Origin of the sequence: Loktanella sp. DSM 29012 (genome assembly GCF_900110705.1) — a bacterium.
GTDB classification, from domain to species: Bacteria; Pseudomonadota; Alphaproteobacteria; order Rhodobacterales; family Rhodobacteraceae; genus Loktanella; species Loktanella gaetbuli.
The window spans coordinates 22,689-40,475 of the sequence record NZ_FOEJ01000003.1 but is presented as its reverse complement, the minus strand read 5'-3'; the positions used below and the strand labels follow the sequence as shown (position 1 = coordinate 40,475).

At 62.2% G+C, this 17,787-nt stretch carries 18 protein-coding genes; 8 read left to right on the top strand and 10 right to left on the bottom strand.

The window, feature by feature from the left end:
* Nucleotides 1-27: 27 nt before the first annotated feature.
* The 6 genes from rseP to pyrH form a co-directional block, all read right to left on the bottom strand.
* Nucleotides 28-1,356: an RIP metalloprotease RseP gene (rseP, locus tag BMX27_RS07480; RefSeq protein ID WP_090159264.1), complete on the bottom strand. Its 1,329-nt coding sequence runs from the start codon at nucleotides 1,354-1,356 to the stop codon at nucleotides 28-30.
* A 4-nt stretch (nucleotides 1,357-1,360) separates the two neighbouring features.
* A complete protein-coding gene (gene dxr / locus BMX27_RS07475) occupies nucleotides 1,361-2,530 on the bottom strand; it encodes a 1-deoxy-D-xylulose-5-phosphate reductoisomerase (protein ID WP_090159263.1) in 1,170 nt (389 codons plus the stop codon).
* On the bottom strand, nucleotides 2,527-3,336 hold the full coding sequence (locus BMX27_RS07470) for a phosphatidate cytidylyltransferase (RefSeq protein WP_090159262.1): 810 nt from the start codon (nucleotides 3,334-3,336) through the stop codon (nucleotides 2,527-2,529). The genes dxr and BMX27_RS07470 overlap by 4 nt, the downstream gene beginning before the upstream one ends.
* 1 nt (nucleotide 3,337) lies before the next feature.
* Entirely contained in the window at nucleotides 3,338-4,063 is a 726-nt protein-coding gene (uppS, locus tag BMX27_RS07465; protein WP_090159261.1) for a polyprenyl diphosphate synthase, read from the bottom strand.
* 124 nt (nucleotides 4,064-4,187) lie between these two features.
* Nucleotides 4,188-4,748: a ribosome recycling factor gene (gene frr, locus BMX27_RS07460; RefSeq protein ID WP_090159260.1), complete on the bottom strand. Its 561-nt coding sequence runs from the start codon at nucleotides 4,746-4,748 to the stop codon at nucleotides 4,188-4,190.
* 117 nt (nucleotides 4,749-4,865) lie between these two features.
* Nucleotides 4,866-5,588 (bottom strand): UMP kinase, encoded by a 723-nt coding sequence (gene pyrH, locus BMX27_RS07455; RefSeq protein ID WP_056032126.1) that lies wholly within the window; start codon nucleotides 5,586-5,588, stop codon nucleotides 4,866-4,868.
* A gap of 83 nt (nucleotides 5,589-5,671) precedes the next feature.
* Here pyrH and miaA point away from each other — a divergent pair, with 83 nt between their 5' ends.
* The 3 genes from miaA (at nucleotide 5,672) to BMX27_RS07440 (ending at nucleotide 9,274) form a co-directional block, all read left to right on the top strand.
* Nucleotides 5,672-6,568, top strand: a complete 897-nt coding sequence (gene miaA / locus BMX27_RS07450) for a tRNA (adenosine(37)-N6)-dimethylallyltransferase MiaA (RefSeq protein WP_177172680.1) — start codon at nucleotides 5,672-5,674, stop codon at nucleotides 6,566-6,568.
* Nucleotides 6,569-6,629: 61 nt separating this feature from the next.
* The gene (locus BMX27_RS07445; RefSeq protein WP_090159258.1) at nucleotides 6,630-7,487 is read left to right on the top strand and encodes a helix-turn-helix transcriptional regulator; all 858 of its coding nucleotides are present in this window, start codon (nucleotides 6,630-6,632) and stop codon (nucleotides 7,485-7,487) included.
* A gap of 125 nt (nucleotides 7,488-7,612) precedes the next feature.
* Nucleotides 7,613-9,274, top strand: a complete 1,662-nt coding sequence (locus BMX27_RS07440) for an ABC transporter substrate-binding protein (RefSeq protein ID WP_090159257.1) — start codon at nucleotides 7,613-7,615, stop codon at nucleotides 9,272-9,274.
* 61 nt (nucleotides 9,275-9,335) lie between these two features.
* On the opposite strand, the gene BMX27_RS07435 is transcribed toward BMX27_RS07440, so the two are convergent.
* Together BMX27_RS07435 and BMX27_RS07430 are read right to left on the bottom strand one after the other, a co-directional pair.
* A complete protein-coding gene (locus tag BMX27_RS07435) occupies nucleotides 9,336-10,622 on the bottom strand; it encodes a DUF2254 domain-containing protein (protein ID WP_090159256.1) in 1,287 nt (428 codons plus the stop codon).
* A 46-nt stretch (nucleotides 10,623-10,668) separates the two neighbouring features.
* A complete protein-coding gene (locus BMX27_RS07430; protein ID WP_319004428.1) occupies nucleotides 10,669-11,169 on the bottom strand; it encodes a lytic transglycosylase domain-containing protein in 501 nt (166 codons plus the stop codon).
* 226 nt (nucleotides 11,170-11,395) lie between these two features.
* On the opposite strand from BMX27_RS07430, the gene ssb reads away from it, so the two are divergent.
* Entirely contained in the window at nucleotides 11,396-11,935 is a 540-nt protein-coding gene (gene ssb / locus BMX27_RS07425; protein ID WP_090159255.1) for a single-stranded DNA-binding protein, read from the top strand.
* A gap of 43 nt (nucleotides 11,936-11,978) precedes the next feature.
* Here the strand turns inward: ssb and aroB are convergent, their stop codons facing one another.
* Both aroB and BMX27_RS07415 read right to left on the bottom strand, forming a co-directional pair.
* On the bottom strand, nucleotides 11,979-13,082 hold the full coding sequence (aroB, locus tag BMX27_RS07420) for a 3-dehydroquinate synthase (protein WP_090159254.1): 1,104 nt from the start codon (nucleotides 13,080-13,082) through the stop codon (nucleotides 11,979-11,981).
* Nucleotides 13,079-13,657, bottom strand: a complete 579-nt coding sequence (locus BMX27_RS07415; protein ID WP_256212434.1) for a shikimate kinase — start codon at nucleotides 13,655-13,657, stop codon at nucleotides 13,079-13,081. Before BMX27_RS07415 ends, aroB begins: the two co-directional genes overlap by 4 nt.
* Before the next feature lie 165 nt (nucleotides 13,658-13,822).
* Between BMX27_RS07415 and BMX27_RS16840 the strand changes: the two genes are divergently transcribed.
* The 4 genes from BMX27_RS16840 to BMX27_RS07395 are packed head-to-tail and all read left to right on the top strand — an operon-like array spanning nucleotide 13,823 to nucleotide 17,778.
* Nucleotides 13,823-13,963: a hypothetical protein gene (locus BMX27_RS16840; RefSeq protein WP_172794847.1), complete on the top strand. Its 141-nt coding sequence runs from the start codon at nucleotides 13,823-13,825 to the stop codon at nucleotides 13,961-13,963.
* Between the two features lie 32 nt (nucleotides 13,964-13,995).
* On the top strand, nucleotides 13,996-15,471 hold the full coding sequence (locus BMX27_RS07405) for a hypothetical protein (RefSeq protein WP_090159252.1): 1,476 nt from the start codon (nucleotides 13,996-13,998) through the stop codon (nucleotides 15,469-15,471).
* Between the two features lie 11 nt (nucleotides 15,472-15,482).
* A complete protein-coding gene (locus tag BMX27_RS07400) occupies nucleotides 15,483-16,406 on the top strand; it encodes a site-specific tyrosine recombinase XerD (protein WP_256212433.1) in 924 nt (307 codons plus the stop codon).
* Between the two features lie 55 nt (nucleotides 16,407-16,461).
* Complete coding sequence (locus BMX27_RS07395; protein WP_090159250.1) at nucleotides 16,462-17,778, top strand: HlyC/CorC family transporter; 1,317 nt, start codon at nucleotides 16,462-16,464, stop codon at nucleotides 17,776-17,778.
* Nucleotides 17,779-17,787: the final 9 nt, after the last annotated feature.

Here is a 17,787-nt window from a genome sequence, read left to right as displayed (position 1 = left end):
TCGAAACTATGCAGCAAGTCTGGCCGATCAGGGGCAGAACCAGATGTCGTTGAGAATTGCAAAGATCATGAACGTCAGGATCAGCGCCAGCCCCGCTGCCATCAGCACACGCAGCGCTGCATCCGTCGGCTTGCGGCGGAAAACCGCCTCATAGGCATGAAACACCAGATGTCCGCCGTCCAGGATCGGGATCGGAAACAGGTTCAGCAGGCCGACAGCCGCCGACAGCGATGCGATGAACAGGATGAAATTTCCTGCACCCTGACTGGCCATCGTGCTGCTGGTTTCCGCGATTCCGACGGGTCCCGAGATGTTGCAGGTCGAAATTGCGCCGGTCACCACATGCCACAGCCCCGACAGCGACACCGTCAGCGTGCGCCACAGCTGCTGGACACCGATCCAGAGCGCCTCGAACGGGCCGACCCGGTCTGTGGCGGCGCTAAAGAACAGATCTCCGTTCACACCGATCAACCAGCGCGTCTCGAACCCGCCTTCGGGCAAGGGCAGATCGACGCGCCGGGGTGCAAGTTCCACGTCAATCATGTCACCGCGACGCCAGACCTCCAGTGACAGTGCGTCGCCGTTACCGGCCGTCACGATATCAACCAGTTCGCGAAATGCGATGATCGGCTGCCCGTTCACCGAGGTGATGACATCACCAATCCGCAGGCCCGCATCATCAGCCGCAGACCGCGGTGTCACCCCCGATGCGCGCGGCGGCACCGGATAGGGACCGGATACGACCATTTCAGCGCCGTCGCGGATCACCGTGTAGTCAACGCTGGCGGCAACAGGGATGGAATCGAACTGCACACCCTCTTCGTTCAGATCCAGACCATCCACCGCGACCAGCGCATCACCCGGCTGGATTTCGGTTGCGAATTGCGGCGGCAGGTCGAACACCCGCTTCACCGTGGTCGGATCGGACGGTGTCCCAACCCACATCAGGTAACCCGCAAAGATCAGGATCGTCAGCGCAAAGTTGAACAAGGGCCCCGCGGCAACGGTCGCGGCCCGGGCCCATAGCGGCGCACCCAGCATCGTGTGGCGCGCATCCCGACCGGGCACCTCCTTGCCGTCGCTGCCAACGGATGCAGCGTTCGCATCGCCCAGAAACTTGACATAGCCGCCCAGCGGCAGGGCCGCGATCTGCCAGACCGTGCCGCGCTTGTCCGTCCGGGACAGCAGCACCGGCCCGAATCCGACTGAAAACACTTCGGCATGGATACCGGACCAGCGCCCGACGATATAATGGCCGTATTCGTGGATCGTCACGATGATCGACAGCGATACGACAAACGCCAAAAGCGTAAACAATCCACCACCCAGTGAAGGCAGAAGCGTCGTCATATCCATGATGTCATCCCAGTTTTGCCAATGCCGCGTCGGCGCAGATACGCGACAGGCGATCCGTTTCCATAACCTCTTCTAACGAAATCGGGGCGTTTTGCAGACCCGAATGCGCTGACATTTTGGCGAGCGTTTCCGCCACCGCCACAGGCATGTCCATGAACCCCACCTGCCCTGCGATGAACGCATCAAGCGCCCGCTCCTTGGCTGCGTTGAAAACCGCACCCGTCTTGCCACCTGCGGACATCACCTCTCGGGCCATGCGCAGCGCGGGCCAACGCACCTCGTCGGCGGCACGGAACGTCAGTGCGCCGATGGCCGCCAGATCCAGCCGCGCGACCGGCAGGTGACTTCGGTCCGGCCAGTTGAGCGCATAGCCGATCGCGTGGCGCATATCAGGCGGTCCGACATGGGCCATCAGCGCACCATCGTTGAAGCCGACCAGCGCATGGACCAGCGATTCAGGGTGGACGATTGCTTCGATCTTGTCCGGCGAGATGCCAAAATACTCTTTTGTTTCAATCAGCTCCAGCGCCTTGTTGAACATGGACGCGCTATCGATGGTGATGCGCTGACCCATGTCCCAGTTCGGATGTGCCGAGGCCTGCGCCACAGTCGCGGTCTTGAGCTGCTCCAGCGGCCAATCACGGAATGCGCCGCCGGACGCAGTGATGATGACCCGTTCGACGGCATCCATCGGTTCACCGACAAGCGCCTGAAAAACGGCGGAATGTTCACTGTCGACAGGCAGGATGCGCGCACCGTACCGCGCAGCCGTCGCCATCAAGAGTGGCCCGGCAGTAACCAGCGATTCCTTGTTCGCCAGGGCCAGCGTGCTGCCCTGTTCCAGGGCGGCCATACCCGGCGGCAGGCCAGCAGCACCAACAATCGCGGACATGATCCAGTCGGCAGGCCTGCGTGCGGCATCGGCGATGGCCTGCGCACCGCAAGCAACCTCGATCCCCGTGCCGGACAGCAGGTCCTTTAGTTCGCCATAGCAGTCAGCACTGTCCAAAACCGCAATTTCAGCACGCAAGGCGATGGCATCGGCAGCCAGCTGTTTCGCATTGCAGCCACCTGTCAGGGCGACGACATCGAAATCATCGGGACGTCGCTTGATCAGATCAATGGTGCTTTGTCCGATTGACCCCGTGGCACCCAGTATGGTGATGCGCCTCAAAAGTTCACGCCCGGCACGTTGAATGCGCTGGCGATCAGCAGCATGAATAGCGATGCCCCCAGCAGCGCATCAAACCGGTCGAACAAACCGCCATGACCCGGGATCAGTGTGGAACTGTCCTTGACCCGCATCCGGCGTTTGAACGCGCTTTCCATGATGTCGCCCAACTGGCTGGCGAAACTCAGAACCACGCTCAGCGCCACGATGATGAAACCTGCATTTGTCAGCATCGCAAAAATGACCCCGACAACGCCTGCCGCAGCCCAACCGCCCGCGGTCCCGGACCAGGTTTTCTTAGGGCTGACCTTGGGCCAGAATTTCGGACCACCCACGACCCGGCCTACCAGATAGCCGAACACGTCAGTGGCCACGACAACGCTCACCAGCCACAGAATCCACGTGAAACCATAGTCCGCGCGGAATGTGAGCAGCCCCCAGCCGGCCACCTGCACGCCAAAGGCAAAACAAAAGAAATACAGCCGTTCGTGTTTGACCATATAGGCACCGACGATTGGCACCACCAGAAACAGCAGCAATATAAATGCGCTTTCGTGCGTCAACATGCCCGACAGCACCGATGCGGTCAGCGCCGCAAGGATCATGCCGGGTGTCGGCAGATCGGGTGCGATCATCATCCAGATTTCCCAGATCATCACGGCAACAGCGAAAATCACCAAAATCTGGAACCAGACGCCGCCCAAAACGACGGCCACGGCACCAACCGCGACCATTGCCGCGCTCGACGCCATGCGGACAGTCAGATCATCCCATTTTCCGGGGTCGGTTTGCGGGTCAGATCCAGCCATCTTATGCTGGAACAGCCCCAAATCGGCGTTCGCGCTGGCCGTATCCGGCCAGAACCCGAGAGAAAACGTCCTTGGTGAAATCAGGCCAGAGCGTGTCGATGAATTCGTATTCCGCATAGGCGGACTGCCACAGCAGGAAATTGCTGATCCGTGCTTCGCCACTGGTCCGGATGACCAGATCCGGGTCCGGCAGGAAACGCGTATCCAGGAACCGGGACAGCGTTTCCGCATCCACGTCCTTGTGGCTCAACCGGCCCTGTTCGATCTCGACGGCCAGACGCTGTGCGGCGCGGGTCACCTCGTCACGACCGCCATAGTTCAGGGCGATCGTCAGATGCACCTTGTCGTTGTGAGCCGTCAGCAGTTCAAGGTTGTCCATCAGGCTGACCAGCTTGTCGTCCAGCTTGATCCGGTCACCGATGAACCGCACCCGCACACCTTCGGACAAAAGCGCCATCGCCTCGCGTTGGATGTAACGGCGGAACAATGCCATCAGGCCCGCAACCTCGGTCTGGGTCCGTTTCCAGTTTTCGGTCGAAAAGGCAAAGATCGTCAGATACTTGACGCCTTCATCGGGACAGGCCCGCACGATTTCGCGCACGCGCCGCGCACCGGCATGGTGGCCGAACAACCGGGGCCTGCCCCGCTGCTGCGCCCAGCGCCCGTTTCCGTCCATGATGACCGCGACGTGGTGCGGTCCCTGTGGTGTCTGCTCGTCCTGGGGCATGGTGGCCCTTCCTGATTTAAACATGGCGGATGATCTTCCGCCCGGTCACTACGCCCGCATTGATGCGGTCGTAAACAGCGCTAAACTAGGTTGGCGGATCAACGCCCAACCCGGGCAATTGGCGTCAAACCTGCATGATCTCGGCTTGCTTGGTTTCCAGCGTTTCATCCACCAGCTTGATATGGCTGTCGGTCAGTTCCTGAACGGCGGCCTCCCAGAATTTCTGGTCGTCGTCAGACATGCCGTCCTTGGCCTTCTTGATCTGGTCCATGCCGTCGCGCCGCAGGTTGCGGATGCTGACACGCGCGCTCTCGGCGTAGGAACCGGCCACCTTGGTCAACTCGCGGCGACGTTCCTCGTTCAATTCGGGGATCGGCAGCATGATGATCGTGCCGTTCAACTGCGGGTTGATGCCCAGCCCGCTTTCGCGGATCGCTTTTTCAACCTTGTTGACCAGACCCTTGTCCCAGACGTTGATCGTGACCATCCGCGGTTCGGGCACGTTGACGGTGCCGACCTGGTTGATCGGCGTCGGGCTGCCATAGGCATCGACCATGATGGGTTCCAGCATCGAACCGGACGCACGCCCCGTCCGCAGGGACGCAAGTTCCACCCGCAGGTTCGCAATCGCGCCGTCCATACGGCGGCCCAGGTCGTCGGTATCAAGTTCGAAATCGTCTGCCATGTCTTGTCGCTCTCTTATCGGAGTATCATCCGGTTTTGCTTGCACTTACGTCAATTCGTGCTGCGTGTATAGATCACCGTTCGGATTGCCTGTGACCCGTTCGGATCGTTTTGCCTGTCAGTCGTGCACGATGGTATAGGTTCCGTCGCCTGCAAGGATGCCCTTGAACCCGCCGGGTTCATCCAGCGAAAACACGATGATGGGCAAGTGGTTGTCGCGGGCTAGCGCGATCGCACTCGCGTCCATCACACCCAGATGCTGGGCCAGCACCTCGTCATAGGACACCCTGTCATAGCGTTTGGCATCGGCGTGTTTGGCGGGATCCTTGTCATAGACGCCATCCACCTTGGTCCCCTTGAAAATGGCCTCGCAGGCCATTTCGTTGGCGCGCAGCGTGGCGGCCGTGTCGGTGGTGAAATACGGGTTTCCGGTGCCGGCGGCAAAGATGCAGACGCGCTTTTTCTCCAGATGGCGGACGGCACGGCGACGGATATAGGGTTCGGCCACCTCGTTCATGGTGATTGCGCTGATCACGCGGGTATGGATGCCCAGTTCTTCCAGCGCGGATTGCATCGCCAGCGCATTCATCACCGTGGCCAGCATCCCCATGTAATCGGCCGTGGTGCGTTCCATCCCCTGCGCACTGCCCTGCAACCCGCGAAAGATGTTGCCGCCACCGATCACCATACAGATCTCGACCCCCATCTGGTGCACGGTCTGGACCTCTTTCGCGATCCGCTGGACGGTGGGCGGATGTAGGCCGAATGCCGTATCGCCCATCAGGGCCTCGCCGGAAATCTTGAGCATCACGCGGCTGTAGGTCGTCGCTTTGTCCGGCATTTGGGGCATCCTGTTGGTCGGGGTTTCACTGTCCCGCAAATTGTCGCAAAAAGACCCAAGGTTCAATTGCAGAAAGGCCCGCCGTGGCACCGATCACGATCCACAGCGGCAGGCCGGTCCTGATTGCAGGCCCGACGGCATCCGGCAAATCGGCGCTGGCCTTGCACATCGCGCGCACCCAAGGCGGCGTCATCGTCAATGCCGATGCCATGCAGGTCTTTGACGGCTGGCGCATCGTCACCGCCCGCCCGGACGACGCCGATCTCGCGCAGGCAGATCACGCGCTATACGGACACGTTGCATATGATGCGCCCTATTCTGTCGGTCACTGGCTGCGCGATGTGGCACCTTTGCTGTCAGGACCGCGCCCCATCATCGTCGGTGGGACCGGCCTGTATCTGACCGCCCTGACCGAAGGGCTGGCCGACATCCCCCCCACGCCGGATGATGTGCGCGCGGATGCGGACAGCCGTCCACTGGCGGGGCTGCTGGCAGACCTTGATGAAGCCACGCGCGCGCGGATCGATACGGCCAACCGTGCCCGCGTGCAGCGCGCGTGGGAGGTGCAGAAATCGACCGGTCGCAGCCTGATCGCCTGGCAGGACGCGACTCCACCGCCGCTTTTGCCGCGTGCGGATGCAACAGCCATCGTGGTGGACGCGCCAAAGGACTGGCTGACACCTCGGATCGAGCGCCGATTTGATGCGATGCTGGATGCCGGCGCGCTGGACGAGGCACGGGCCATGGCCCCGACGTGGGACCCACGGCATCCTTCGTCCAAGGCCATCGGCGCACCTGAGCTGATCGCTCATGTCACCGGCCAGCTGTCATTGCCCGACGCACGTGCGTCGGCCATCGTCGCTTCGCGCCAATATGCCAAGCGGCAACGGACGTGGTTTCGCAAACGGATGCGCGACTGGCAAGTTGTCCCCACTGTATCCACAGATCCATCCACAGCTTTACAATTTGTTTCCGATTAATTCTGTTGTTTTTGAACAAATGGGCAGGCACTTTTGTCCAAATCGAACACTGGACCTGCCCATGTCGCATATTGCCAGCCTGATCCCCTCCCAACCGCCTGACAGCGCGCTTGCCCTGCAACCCATCGGCGGCGCGACACAGGCGAACCGATGGCGCACCGAGGCCATGCGCAGCCATGCCACGCCGCGCCTGCTGTTCATTGCGCGCGGTCAGGGCCGCATTATTATCCAGGGCCTGACCCACGGATACTTCGCCAACAACCTCATCTATATCCCGGCACGGACCATGTACGGGTTCGAGGCCGGACCAACCGTTTTCGGCCATCTGCTGACCCTGCCGCGAGCCATGGCATCCGAATGGCCGTCCGAGGCCGTGCACCTGCGCCTGCGGGACGTCATGGCCCAAAAGGAATTCCTGACCCTCTTTGACGGGCTTGAACGGGAACTTTCGTCAGACAGGCAGCATGCACGGCGCGCGGCACATTACCAGACCGGGCTACTGGCCGTGTTCTTTGCGCGGCAGATCGACAATCAGCGCAATACCGGTCCTGACGTGGATCGGCGCAACTCCAGTGCTGCGCGACTAGTCGCGGCCTACACGGACCTGATCGAACGTCATTTCCCGACGGACAAAGGTATTGCGGACTATGCGGCCACACTGGGTGTCACCGCCACGCATCTGACCCGATGCTGCCGTCAGACCAGCGGTCAATCCGCCCTGACGCTGCTGTCGGATCGCAGGCACTATGAGGCATGCCGCATGCTGCGCGAAACCCGCGCGCCCATCGCCGATGTCGCCCAAGTCGCAGGCTATGGCTCTGCGGCCTATTTCAGCCGCGTGTTTCAGGCGCGTGCCGGCCAGACCCCCAGTGCATTTCGCAAATCCGTCCCGGAACAGCGTCGCGCGGGAAAGCATTAGGTCTCGGGCTTCGCAGGCGTCGATCGGATTCCTGCCCGCACAATGACAGCCGCGTTGCGCAGTCGCATGCCTTGGGGCATAGCCAATAAGGTACAACAGCCACAGCAACGACTGGATCGGAGACCATGATCGACCCGACATCGCAGCCCGTTCATCCTGCCGCACTGATGTATGCCAAAGAGGTGCGGTCCGGGCAGCTGGATCGACGCGAATTCCTGACCCGGAGCACAGCACTGGGATTGACCGGCACGGCCGCCTACGGCCTGCTGGGTCTGTCCGCACCCGCGGCAGTACAGGCTCAGGTGCGGCCGGGCGGCACCTTGCGTATCCAGATGGGGGTCCGCGCGCCCCGTGACCCGCGGACCTTTGACTGGACCGAACTCGCTTATTTCACCTCTGGCTGGCTGGAATACCTGGTTGAATACAACAATGACGGGACCTTTGGCCCGATGTTGCTGGACAGCTGGACCGTGAACGCTGAAGGGACACAGTACAGGCTGAATGTGAGACCGGGCGTGACCTGGAACGATGGCACAGCCTTTACCGCGTCGGATGTCGCGCGGAACATCACAGGATGGTGCGATACCTCGGTCGCGGGCAACTCCATGGCCGCCCGCTTTGGCGTGTTGATCGACGATGCGACCGGTCAGATCAGACCGGATGCGATTGAAATTGTCGACGACCTGACCGTCGCACTGCATCTGCAGTCACCCGATATCTCGCTTGTTGCCAGCATGTCCGATTATCCGGCGGCTATTACGCCTGCCGGATTTTCGCCCGACACGATGCTGGAAAATCCTGTTGGCACCGGACCGTATCTTCCGACCTTCTTCGAGGTGGGCACGCGCGCCGATCTGGTGCGCAACCGCGATCACGTCTGGTGGGGCGAGGCCGCTGGCAAGGGTGCCACGCTGGACCAGATTTCATTGATCGATTGCGGCACTGACCCGGCCGCCTGGGTGGCTGCCGCGGTCGCAGACGAGGTCGACATGCTGTTCGAGACCGTCGGCGATTTCATCGAGGTCATGGACGCGCTGGGCTGGCAAAGATCACAGGTCGCGTCAGGGGCAACCATCTGCATCCGCACCAACGCGCAGGCCGAGGTTGATGGCGTCACACCCTACGCCGATGTCCGGGTCAGACGGGCGATTGCGATGGCCGTGGACCCCGCCGTCTGCCTGGAACTGGGTTATGCCGACAGGGGCATTGCCGCGCGCAACATGCATGTCGGCCCCATGCATCCCGAATGGGCCGACATTCCCGCCCTGCCCCATGACCCCGCTGCCGCCTTTGACTTGCTGACCGAGGCCGGGATGGCCGATTTCGAAATGGAAATCACCTCGATTGATGACGACTGGCGCAGGAACACCGCCGACGCCGTGGCGGCACAACTGCGAGACGCGGGTTTCAGGGTCAACCGCCGGATCGTCCCCGGATCGACCTATTGGGCGAATTGGAACAGCTATCCGTTCAGCGCGACGAACTGGAATCACCGGCCCTTGGGCATTCAGACACTCGCCCTTGCTTATCGGACCGGTGCCGCATGGAACGAAAGCGGCTATGCCAATCCCGCCTTCGATGCCGCGCTGACCGAGGCAGGCGCCATCGCCGACGCGGACGCCCGCCGCGCTGTCATGGCGCGGCTGCAGGCGATGATGCGGGATGACGCGGTGACGCTGCAACCCTACTGGCGCATGCTCTATCGACACGCGAAACCCGATGTCACCGGCGCAGACATGCATATCGCGTACCTGCCCCAGCTCTACAAACTGGGTCGCAGCATCTGAACCGAATTTTCGCGAAAATTCAGGGGCCGCCCGATTTTTCGCGAAAAATCGGCGCATCGGATCAGATCTGTGCGATGTGACCCTGCGCCGGACGAGCGGCCGTGGCGATATCATCGGACATCTGGCGCAACCGATCAATGTCCGCGCCGATCAGCATCGCATCTGCCGCATGCGCGAGGGCGCGTTGCGATTGCACCACCGCGGCCGGCCCGAATACGGGCGGCTGCAGCCGGGTCAGCGCAAGCAATGATCGCTGGACCGCGATCTGCACTTCCATCAGTGCGGCACCGTCCCGTGCGATGGCCTGAAAGGCGTCCACCAGCGCATCCTCGGCGCGCAATCCCCGCACGAAAAGATGCGAAAGCGTGACTTCGGGATCGGCCGGTGTGTCCCATTGCGACAGGACGCGTGTCATGCGGCGGATCACGTCTATTCCTGTGCCCGGATCGTTCACCGCAGGCGACAGTGCGCGGCTTGCAATTTCCGACATCACGATCAGGCCAAAACGTGGATCCTGATCGAAACTGCGGTCTGCGCTGATCTCGAAGCACGACAGTGCGTCTTGCAGCAGGCTATCATAGTCAGGACCGACCGGGCCGCCCGCGACATGGGCCAGCGGCGTGCCGCGTGTCACGAAACCGCCGGGCAGCACCTCAAGATAGATCGAGGCCCCATGGGTCTCGGCCAGCTTGTTCAAACGGGTCAGACCAATGAAGCTGACATGTCCGATATCCGTCGCCCGTATCGGCACGGCATCGGTCGGCACGGTGGCAATGAACGGGCGCCCGCCCAGGAACGGGGCCGCGAGCCGTGCCGCCATCGCATCAGTGGCCGCGCGTTCGACCCGTGCCAGCGTATCGCCAAGCCGTCCGAAATCCGTCAGATGCCCGATCCATCGGACCAGATTGATGATGATCAGTGACAACACCAGCAGTGTCGCCCCGAACAGGATCACGCGACCGCCCTCGCCATAGAGGCCGATCTGCAAACTGATGATCCCCACCAAGCTAAAGATGAATGCGCCGATGAAGCTGGCCAGAACCTGTTGCGCCGTCTGGTCGGTCTTCAGCAGCAGGAACGCGCGCGGCGTGGCCGTGCTGGACGCCGTGTTAAAGGCCGACAGCATGATCGACAGTGAAAAGGTCGTCACGGCCAGCATTGACGACGCCATGATGTTCAGGATCGCATCGATCGATTCCGCGCCGATCTGAAACGCAAGCGACGACGGGATCACGTCCGCCAGCATAGACCCTATCGCGGCCGCGATCACGCCCAGCAGGCCGTATGCGCCGATCGGCACCCAGATCCGCTCGAACAGCCGCTTTAACCGGAATTTCAATGACGACATGCAGCACCCCTTTCATGCACGTGGCGACGACAGGGGCAAATCCGCGTCAACTCCCCCAGATGCGCGCCACGTAATTCTGTGTCTCGCGGTAGGGTGGGATGCCACGGAATTTTGCAACGGCGCCGGGACCAGCGTTATACGCCGCCAGCGCGTGTGGCCAGTTCCCAAACGTAACGTATTGCTGTTTGAGGTATCGTGCGCCGCCATCCAGGTTTTCGGCTGGATCTCGCGGGTCAACTCGCAACATCCGCGCGGTATCCGGCATCAATTGCGCAAGACCAATGGCACCCTTGTGCGAAATCGCACCTGCATTCCAGTTCGATTCCTGCTGAACCAGACGCGCAAAGAGATCCTCGGGGATGCCGTGGCGCCGCGCGGCAGCACGCGCAAGCGCGAGATAAGGTCCCGCATAACGCCCCGCGTACTGCGGTGTCGGCGGTGCCAGGCTTGGCACTTCTACACGCGGCGGCTGCAGACGGATCGAGTTATTGTATTGCTGCGAGGCCCGATTATCGAGCACTGACAACTGGTTCTGAAACAATTGCATCCGGTTCGACGTCGAAACGCTTTGCGCGGATGCAACGGTTGCCGCCGCGGCCAAACCGACTGAAATCGCAAGACTGGCTCTGATCATGGACGCCCCCGGGATACGCATGAGTACTCAGTCTATCCGATTCGACGCGCCTGACCACCCCAATGGTCTTCAGGCCCTGTTAACCTTGGGCCGCAAATCTGTCACAACGGCACGAACATCAGAATCGCAGGGGGACTTCATGGCGGGTTCAGTGAACAAGGTCATCATCATCGGCAACCTGGGGCGCGACCCAGAGGTGCGCACGTTTCAGAACGGTGGCAAGGTCTGCAACCTGCGGATCGCCACTTCTGAAACCTGGAAGGACCGCAATTCGGGCGAACGCAAGGAACGCACCGAATGGCACAGCGTCGCGATTTTCAGCGAACCCCTGGCCAAGGTGGCAGAACAATATCTGCGCAAGGGATCCAAGGTCTATATCGAAGGCCAGCTGGAAACCCGCAAATGGCAGGACCAGTCCGGTCAGGACCGCTACAGCACCGAAGTCGTGTTGCGCCCCTACAATTCGACGCTGACCATGCTTGACGGTCGTGGCGACAACGCCGGTGGCGGCGGTGGCTACGGCGGTGATTCCGGTGGCGGCTATGGCGGCGACAGCGGCGGCGGCTACGGTGGCGACAGCGGCGGCGGTTATGGCGGCGGCAGCTCTAGTGGCGGCTACGGTGGTGGTGGCAATGGCGGTGGCGGCGGCCGCGACATGGACGACGAAATCCCGTTCTGATCCAGCAGACGCCGCCCCACGGGGCGGCGTTTTTCGTTCCGCCCTAGAACGAATCCGCCAGGACCGACAGGACCGCATCGCGTGGCACATCGGACGTCACGAACGCCTTGCCGATGCCGCGTGCCAGCACGAACCGCAGCACACCGGCCTGAACCTTTTTATCCTGTCCCATGAGGGCAAGCAGGGCCTCGGGGTCGGGCAGATCGCCGGGAATGTCGCGGATGTCCTTTTTCATGCCAAGCGCCGCCAGATGCGCGCGGACGCGGCTGGGGTCCTCTTGTGGGCACAGACCCAGCCTTTGCGACAGCTCGAACGCCAGCGCACAGCCGATCGCCACGCCCTCGCCATGCAGCAAACGGTCCGAATACCCCGTCGCAGCCTCGAGCGCGTGACAGAACGTATGACCCAGGTTCAACAGCGCGCGGTCACCCTGTTCGGTTTCGTCGCGCAAGACGATGTCGGCCTTCATCTGCACCGACCGCGTCACGGCGCGCACCCGCGCGTCCACATCACCTGCGGCCATCGCCGCGGCGTTCGTCTCGAGCCAGTCAAAGAATGCGGCATCACCCAGCAGGCCGTATTTCACGACCTCGCCGTAACCCGCCAGAAAATCCCGGACGGGCAGCGTGGCCAGCAGATCCGTATCGGCCAACACGAGGCTGGGTTGATGAAATGCGCCGACCAGGTTCTTGCCCTGCGGTGCGTTGATCCCGGTCTTGCCCCCGACCGAGCTGTCGACCTGCGCCAACAGGCTGGTGGGCACCTGCACGAAACGGACACCGCGCCGCAGGATCGCTGCGGCGAACCCGCCCAGATCCCCGATCACGCCACCGCCAAGCGCCACGATCACATCGCCGCGTTCGACCTTTTGATCCAGCAGCCACTCGACACTGCGCGACAGCTGCGCCCAGCATTTGGTCGCCTCGCCCGGCGGCAGGGCCAAGGCCTCTGACGTCAGACCTGCGTCAGTCAGCGCCGCCTGCAAATTGTTCAAATGCAGCCCGGCCACGGTTTCATCCGTCAAAATGGCGACATGGCGACGCCCACCCAGTGCTGCAATGCGCGCACCGGCACCGGACATCAGGCCCGGACCGATCACCACGTCATAAGCACGCCCCGGCAGATCAACAGTGACGGTTTCGGTCATCGGTGAACCTCCAGTATGTCGGGACGTGTCGCCAGCAAGTCGATCACCGCGCTTGTGGTGTCCTCGATTGTCGACCGTGGCTGCACGTCCAGTGTCAATTCCGCCTGCGCATAGACCGGACTGCGGTTGGCAAAGAGCTGCGCAAGCGTGCCATAGGGATCGGCAGTCCGCAGCAGCGGTCGCGTATCCTTGTTTCTGACCCTGTCCCACAGCACGCTCAACGGTGCATTCAGCCAGACCGCGATGCCGTGTTTGTGGATCACGTCACGGTTCCGTTCTGCCAGATAGGCACCGCCTCCGGTGGACAGGATCGCGGGACGGTCGGTCATCAACCGCGCGATGACCTCCGATTCGCGGCGGCGGAAAAACGTCTCGCCATCGCGTTCAAAGATTTCGGCGATCGTGGCAGCGGCGGCCGTTTCGATCTCGGCATCGCTATCGGTGAACGGCACCCCAAGTCGTGCCGCCAATGCGCGGCCAATCGCGGTCTTGCCCGACCCCATCATGCCCACCATCACCACGGTGCGATGCAGGGTCAGAGATCCAGAGCCGGTGGTGCGTGTCTCGGACCCCACTGGTCACCCATTTGCCTATCGCGGCAGGCTATCTACCGCCAGTTTCAGATTTCCTGCCTTGAATGGCGTGATCTTGCCGAAAAGGCCATATATAAACATCTCAAATCCGTGGCGACCAATCGTCCGGCGACAAATCGGCAGGGGCCCAGACAGATGTGGCGATTGATGAAATTCTTGTTTTTCCTGATCCTGGTCGCAGGCCTTGCGTTGATCGCATACGCCTATGCGGGACCGCTGCTGTTTCCCGACGATTTTGCAGCACCCAGCACGCAGATCACGCAACCCGTCACGTTGGAAACCGATTGAACAGGCATGCAGCCATAGCGGCGGTCGTGCTGATGCCCGCAACAGGCCTGTCGCAGACAGCGAATGAACCCCTGTCGGCGATTGACTGGCTGTCGCAATCCGTGGCCATCACGGCCCCTGCCCCGTTGCCGCCAGTGCCGCGCGATGAACCATCGGTGGCCAGCAGCATCGATGTCCCTCAGGTCACAGTCACCCCCCTCGGGGCCTCGGGTTTCGGTGCTGTGGGCGTCCTCGCCCCGCGCATCAGCGGCCTGCCCGCAGACATGTGGCAGGCCAGCACAGGTGACGACGTGACGACCTTGATCAACGCACAGGCAGCGCCCGGCCTGCCTGCATTGCATGGCCTGTTGTCCGCCCTTTTGCTGACCCGCGCCGAGGCACCCGCCGGGGCGGAACTGCCCGTTTTGGTCGCGCGGATCGACAAATTGCTGGACCTGGCGCTGTTGCCACAGGCGCAGGCACTGATCGACACCTTGGACGCGACCCGTGATCCGGCCCTGTTCCGGCGTTGGTTCGACGTCGCACTGCTGACCGGATCCGAGGATGACGCCTGCCGCGCCATGCAGGCCAGCCCATCGCTTGCCCCCACGGTATCGGCGCGGGTCTTTTGTCTGGCGCGCGCGGGCGATTGGTCGGCCGCGGCCCTGACTGTCAACACCAACGCCGCCCTCGGCGATCTGGATGCAGACGAAGAATTGCTGTTGTCACGCTTTCTGGACCCGGAATTGTTCGAAGGCAAAGGACCGATGGCGGCCCCGGACCGTATCAGCCCGCTTGTGTTCCGCCTGCGCGGTGCCATCGGAGAGGGTCTTTCGACCGCACGCCTGCCGCTGGCCTTTGCCTATGCGGATCTGGGCGACACGGTCGGGCTCAAGACACGACTGGACGCAGCCGAAAGGCTGGCCATGCACAACGCCCTTCCCGCCGCCAGCCTGTCGAACCTTTATCTGGCGCGCACGCCGTCAGCATCCGGCGGGGTCTGGGACCGGGTCGACGCCTTTCAGGAATTTCACGCCGCAACCCGCATTGCGGATAGATCGGCAATGGTCGCCACCCTGCCCGCTGCCTGGGACGCCATGCAGGCCATCCGCGCAGAGACCCTCTTTGCCACGCTCTATGCCGACGATCTGGATGGTCTCGATGACCCAAAGGTGTCTGACATCGTGCGCACGGTCCGGCATCTGGGCGGTCAATCGGCCCCTGGCGGCAGCGCATTGATCCAGGCCTTGCTGTCGGGCGATCCGGCGGATGTGCCGACACGTACCACGGTCGAGGCCGCGATCAGTGCAGGCTTTGACGGTGCGCCACCGTCCGCGCAGCTGGATACCCTGCTCCAGGATGACCGCACGGGAGAGGCATTGTTGCGTGCTATCGCGATCTTTGACGCCGGTGCGGCAGGTGATGGTCCTGCGATCACCGATGCGCTGCGTGTGCTGCGCGCCGCGGGACAGGACAAGGTGGCACGCCAGGCCGCGATCGAGTTGCTGCTGCTGGACCGCCGCACATGACGGCGCAGCCGATGACGCGCTGGGTACAGACCTTTGTCGCGGCACAGGCTGCAGAACTGGACGCAGCACAGAACACACAACTGGCCTATGCACGCGATCTGGCCGATTTCGCGGATTGGCTGGCGGACAAGGGACTGCATTTCGACACCGCGACGCAGGACCATGTCGAAAGCTATCTGATCGATTGCGACGCGCAGGGCCTTGCCCGCGCGACCCGCGCTCGCAGGCTGTCGGCGATCCGGCAGCTTTACCGTTTTGCATTCGAAGAAGGCTGGCGCACCGATAACCCTGCGATCCGGATCAAGGGGCCGGGCAAATCCAGATCCCTGCCCAAGACGCTGACCGTCGATGAGGTCGGCAGGCTGTTGCAGGCGGCCCGTGACACAGGCCCCGACGCGACACGCAATACCTGCCTGATGGAATTGCTGTATGCGACGGGGATGCGTGTGACGGAACTGGTCAGCCTGCCCGTCAGCGCCGCACGCGGTGACCCCCGCATGCTGCTGGTGCTGGGCAAGGGTGGCAAGGAACGTCTGGTCCCGTTGTCGCCCCCTGCCCGCATGGCCGTGCGCGACTGGTTGCAGGTCTGGGACGCCGAACAGGACGCTCGCCGCGCACAGGGCAAACCTGTGTCGAAATTCCTCTTTCCCGCCCGCGGCAAGGCGGGGCACATGACCCGCCAGCGGTTTTTCACATTGATCAAGGAACTGGCCGCGACCGCTGGTCTGGCCCACACGGATGTGACACCGCACACCATGCGTCACGCCTTTGCCACCCATCTGCTAGCGGGCGGTGCCGATCTGCGTGCGATCCAGATCATGCTGGGTCACGCCGACGTCGCCACGACCGAAATCTATACCCATGTCCTGGACGAAGCGCTGTCTGAACTGGTGCTCAATCACCACCCGTTGGCACAAGCGGGCAAAACTACTTGAAGCGACTGTGCCAGACCCCATATCCTCGCCTTGATCAATAAATGGAACTGACCTGATGGACCCCCTTTCGAGCGCGCCCGCGCTCTTTGACGCCGCTTTCTGGATTACTGCCGGGGGCATCCTTCTGCTGTTGTTCATGTCAGGGTTCTTTTCGGGGTCCGAAACCGCCTTGACCGCTGCCTCGCGCGGGAAACTGCGCGCCGCCGCCGACCGCGGCAACAGGGGTGCATCGCGTGCGCTGGACCTGACCGAGGATAACGAACGCCTGATCGGGTCAGTCCTGCTGGGCAACAACGTGGTCAACATCCTGGCGACGTCGCTTGCAACGGCGCTGTTGACCCGGCTCTTTGGTCCCAACGGCGTGGCGCTGGCCACCCTTGTCATGACCACGCTGGTGCTGATTTTTGCAGAGGTTTTGCCGAAAACCTACGCCATCACCAACCCCGAAACCACGGCCAGCATCGTGTCGCGCCCGATCAAGGTGGTCGTGATCCTGTTTTCGCCCATCGTCGGGGCCGTCCGGTTTTTCGTGCGCGGTGTGCTGCGCGTTTTTGGCGTGCAGACCGATCCCGACAGCAACATCCTCGCCGTGCGCGAGGAAATCGCCGGTGCGCTGCAACTGGGCCATTCAGAAGGCGTCGTGCAGAAAGAGGACCGCGACCGCATCCTGGGCGCGCTGGATCTGGCGGAACGCACCGTGGAAGAGGTGATGTTGCACCGGTCCGGCATCGAAATGGTGGACGCCGACCAGCCCGCAGCCGATATCCTGCGCCAGTGTCTGGAAAGCACGCACACCCGCCTGCCGCTGTTCCGTGACGACCCCGAAAACATTGTCGGCGTCATCCATGCCAAGGACCTGTTGCGCGCCATGCATGACGTGCAGGACGACGGCACGAAACTGTCCGACGGTGTCACCCGCGTCGACATCATGGACGTGGCCATGCCGCCCTATTTCGTGCCGGAAACCACGACGCTGAACGACCAGATGCGCCAGTTCCTGAAACGCAAATCGCATTTCGCGCTGGTGGTCGATGAATACGGTGCATTGCAGGGTTTGCTGACACTCGAGGATATCCTCGAGGAAATCGTGGGCGAAATCGCTGACGAACACGACGACGAAGAAGATTATGTGTTCGAAACGACCCCAGACGGCGGCTATCTGGTGGATGGGTCCATGACGATCCGCGACGTGAACCGTGCGCACGACTGGAACCTGCCAGACGAGACAGCGAATACCGTCGCCGGCCTGGTGATCCACGAGGCGCAGATCATCCCGCTGGTCGGTCAGGTCTTCAGCTTTCACGGATTCCGGTTCGAGGTGATGGAAAAGGACGAGAACCGGATTTCCGTCCTCAGTATCCGTCCGCTCTGACCGTCCGGC

What these genes read in the sequence shown, in the direction of transcription:
- rseP (WP_090159264.1), bottom strand. Translation starts at nt 1,356, where the DNA reads ATGGATATGACGACGCTTCTGCCTTCACTGGGTGGTGGATTGTTTACG.
- BMX27_RS07470 (WP_090159262.1), bottom strand. Translation starts at nt 3,336, where the DNA reads ATGGCTGGATCTGACCCGCAAACCGACCCCGGAAAATGGGATGATCTG.
- uppS (WP_090159261.1), bottom strand. Translation starts at nt 4,063, where the DNA reads ATGCCCCAGGACGAGCAGACACCACAGGGACCGCACCACGTCGCGGTC.
- frr (WP_090159260.1), bottom strand. Translation starts at nt 4,748, where the DNA reads ATGGCAGACGATTTCGAACTTGATACCGACGACCTGGGCCGCCGTATG.
- pyrH (WP_056032126.1), bottom strand. Translation starts at nt 5,588, where the DNA reads ATGCCGGACAAAGCGACGACCTACAGCCGCGTGATGCTCAAGATTTCC.
- BMX27_RS07445 (WP_090159258.1), top strand. Translation starts at nt 6,630, where the DNA reads ATGTCGCATATTGCCAGCCTGATCCCCTCCCAACCGCCTGACAGCGCG.
- BMX27_RS07440 (WP_090159257.1), top strand. Translation starts at nt 7,613, where the DNA reads ATGATCGACCCGACATCGCAGCCCGTTCATCCTGCCGCACTGATGTAT.
- BMX27_RS07435 (WP_090159256.1), bottom strand. Translation starts at nt 10,622, where the DNA reads ATGTCGTCATTGAAATTCCGGTTAAAGCGGCTGTTCGAGCGGATCTGG.
- BMX27_RS07430 (WP_319004428.1), bottom strand. Translation starts at nt 11,169, where the DNA reads ATGCAATTGTTTCAGAACCAGTTGTCAGTGCTCGATAATCGGGCCTCG.
- ssb (WP_090159255.1), top strand. Translation starts at nt 11,396, where the DNA reads ATGGCGGGTTCAGTGAACAAGGTCATCATCATCGGCAACCTGGGGCGC.
- aroB (WP_090159254.1), bottom strand. Translation starts at nt 13,082, where the DNA reads ATGACCGAAACCGTCACTGTTGATCTGCCGGGGCGTGCTTATGACGTG.
- BMX27_RS16840 (WP_172794847.1), top strand. Translation starts at nt 13,823, where the DNA reads ATGAAATTCTTGTTTTTCCTGATCCTGGTCGCAGGCCTTGCGTTGATC.
- BMX27_RS07405 (WP_090159252.1), top strand. Translation starts at nt 13,996, where the DNA reads ATGCCCGCAACAGGCCTGTCGCAGACAGCGAATGAACCCCTGTCGGCG.
- BMX27_RS07400 (WP_256212433.1), top strand. Translation starts at nt 15,483, where the DNA reads ATGACGCGCTGGGTACAGACCTTTGTCGCGGCACAGGCTGCAGAACTG.
- BMX27_RS07395 (WP_090159250.1), top strand. Translation starts at nt 16,462, where the DNA reads ATGGACCCCCTTTCGAGCGCGCCCGCGCTCTTTGACGCCGCTTTCTGG.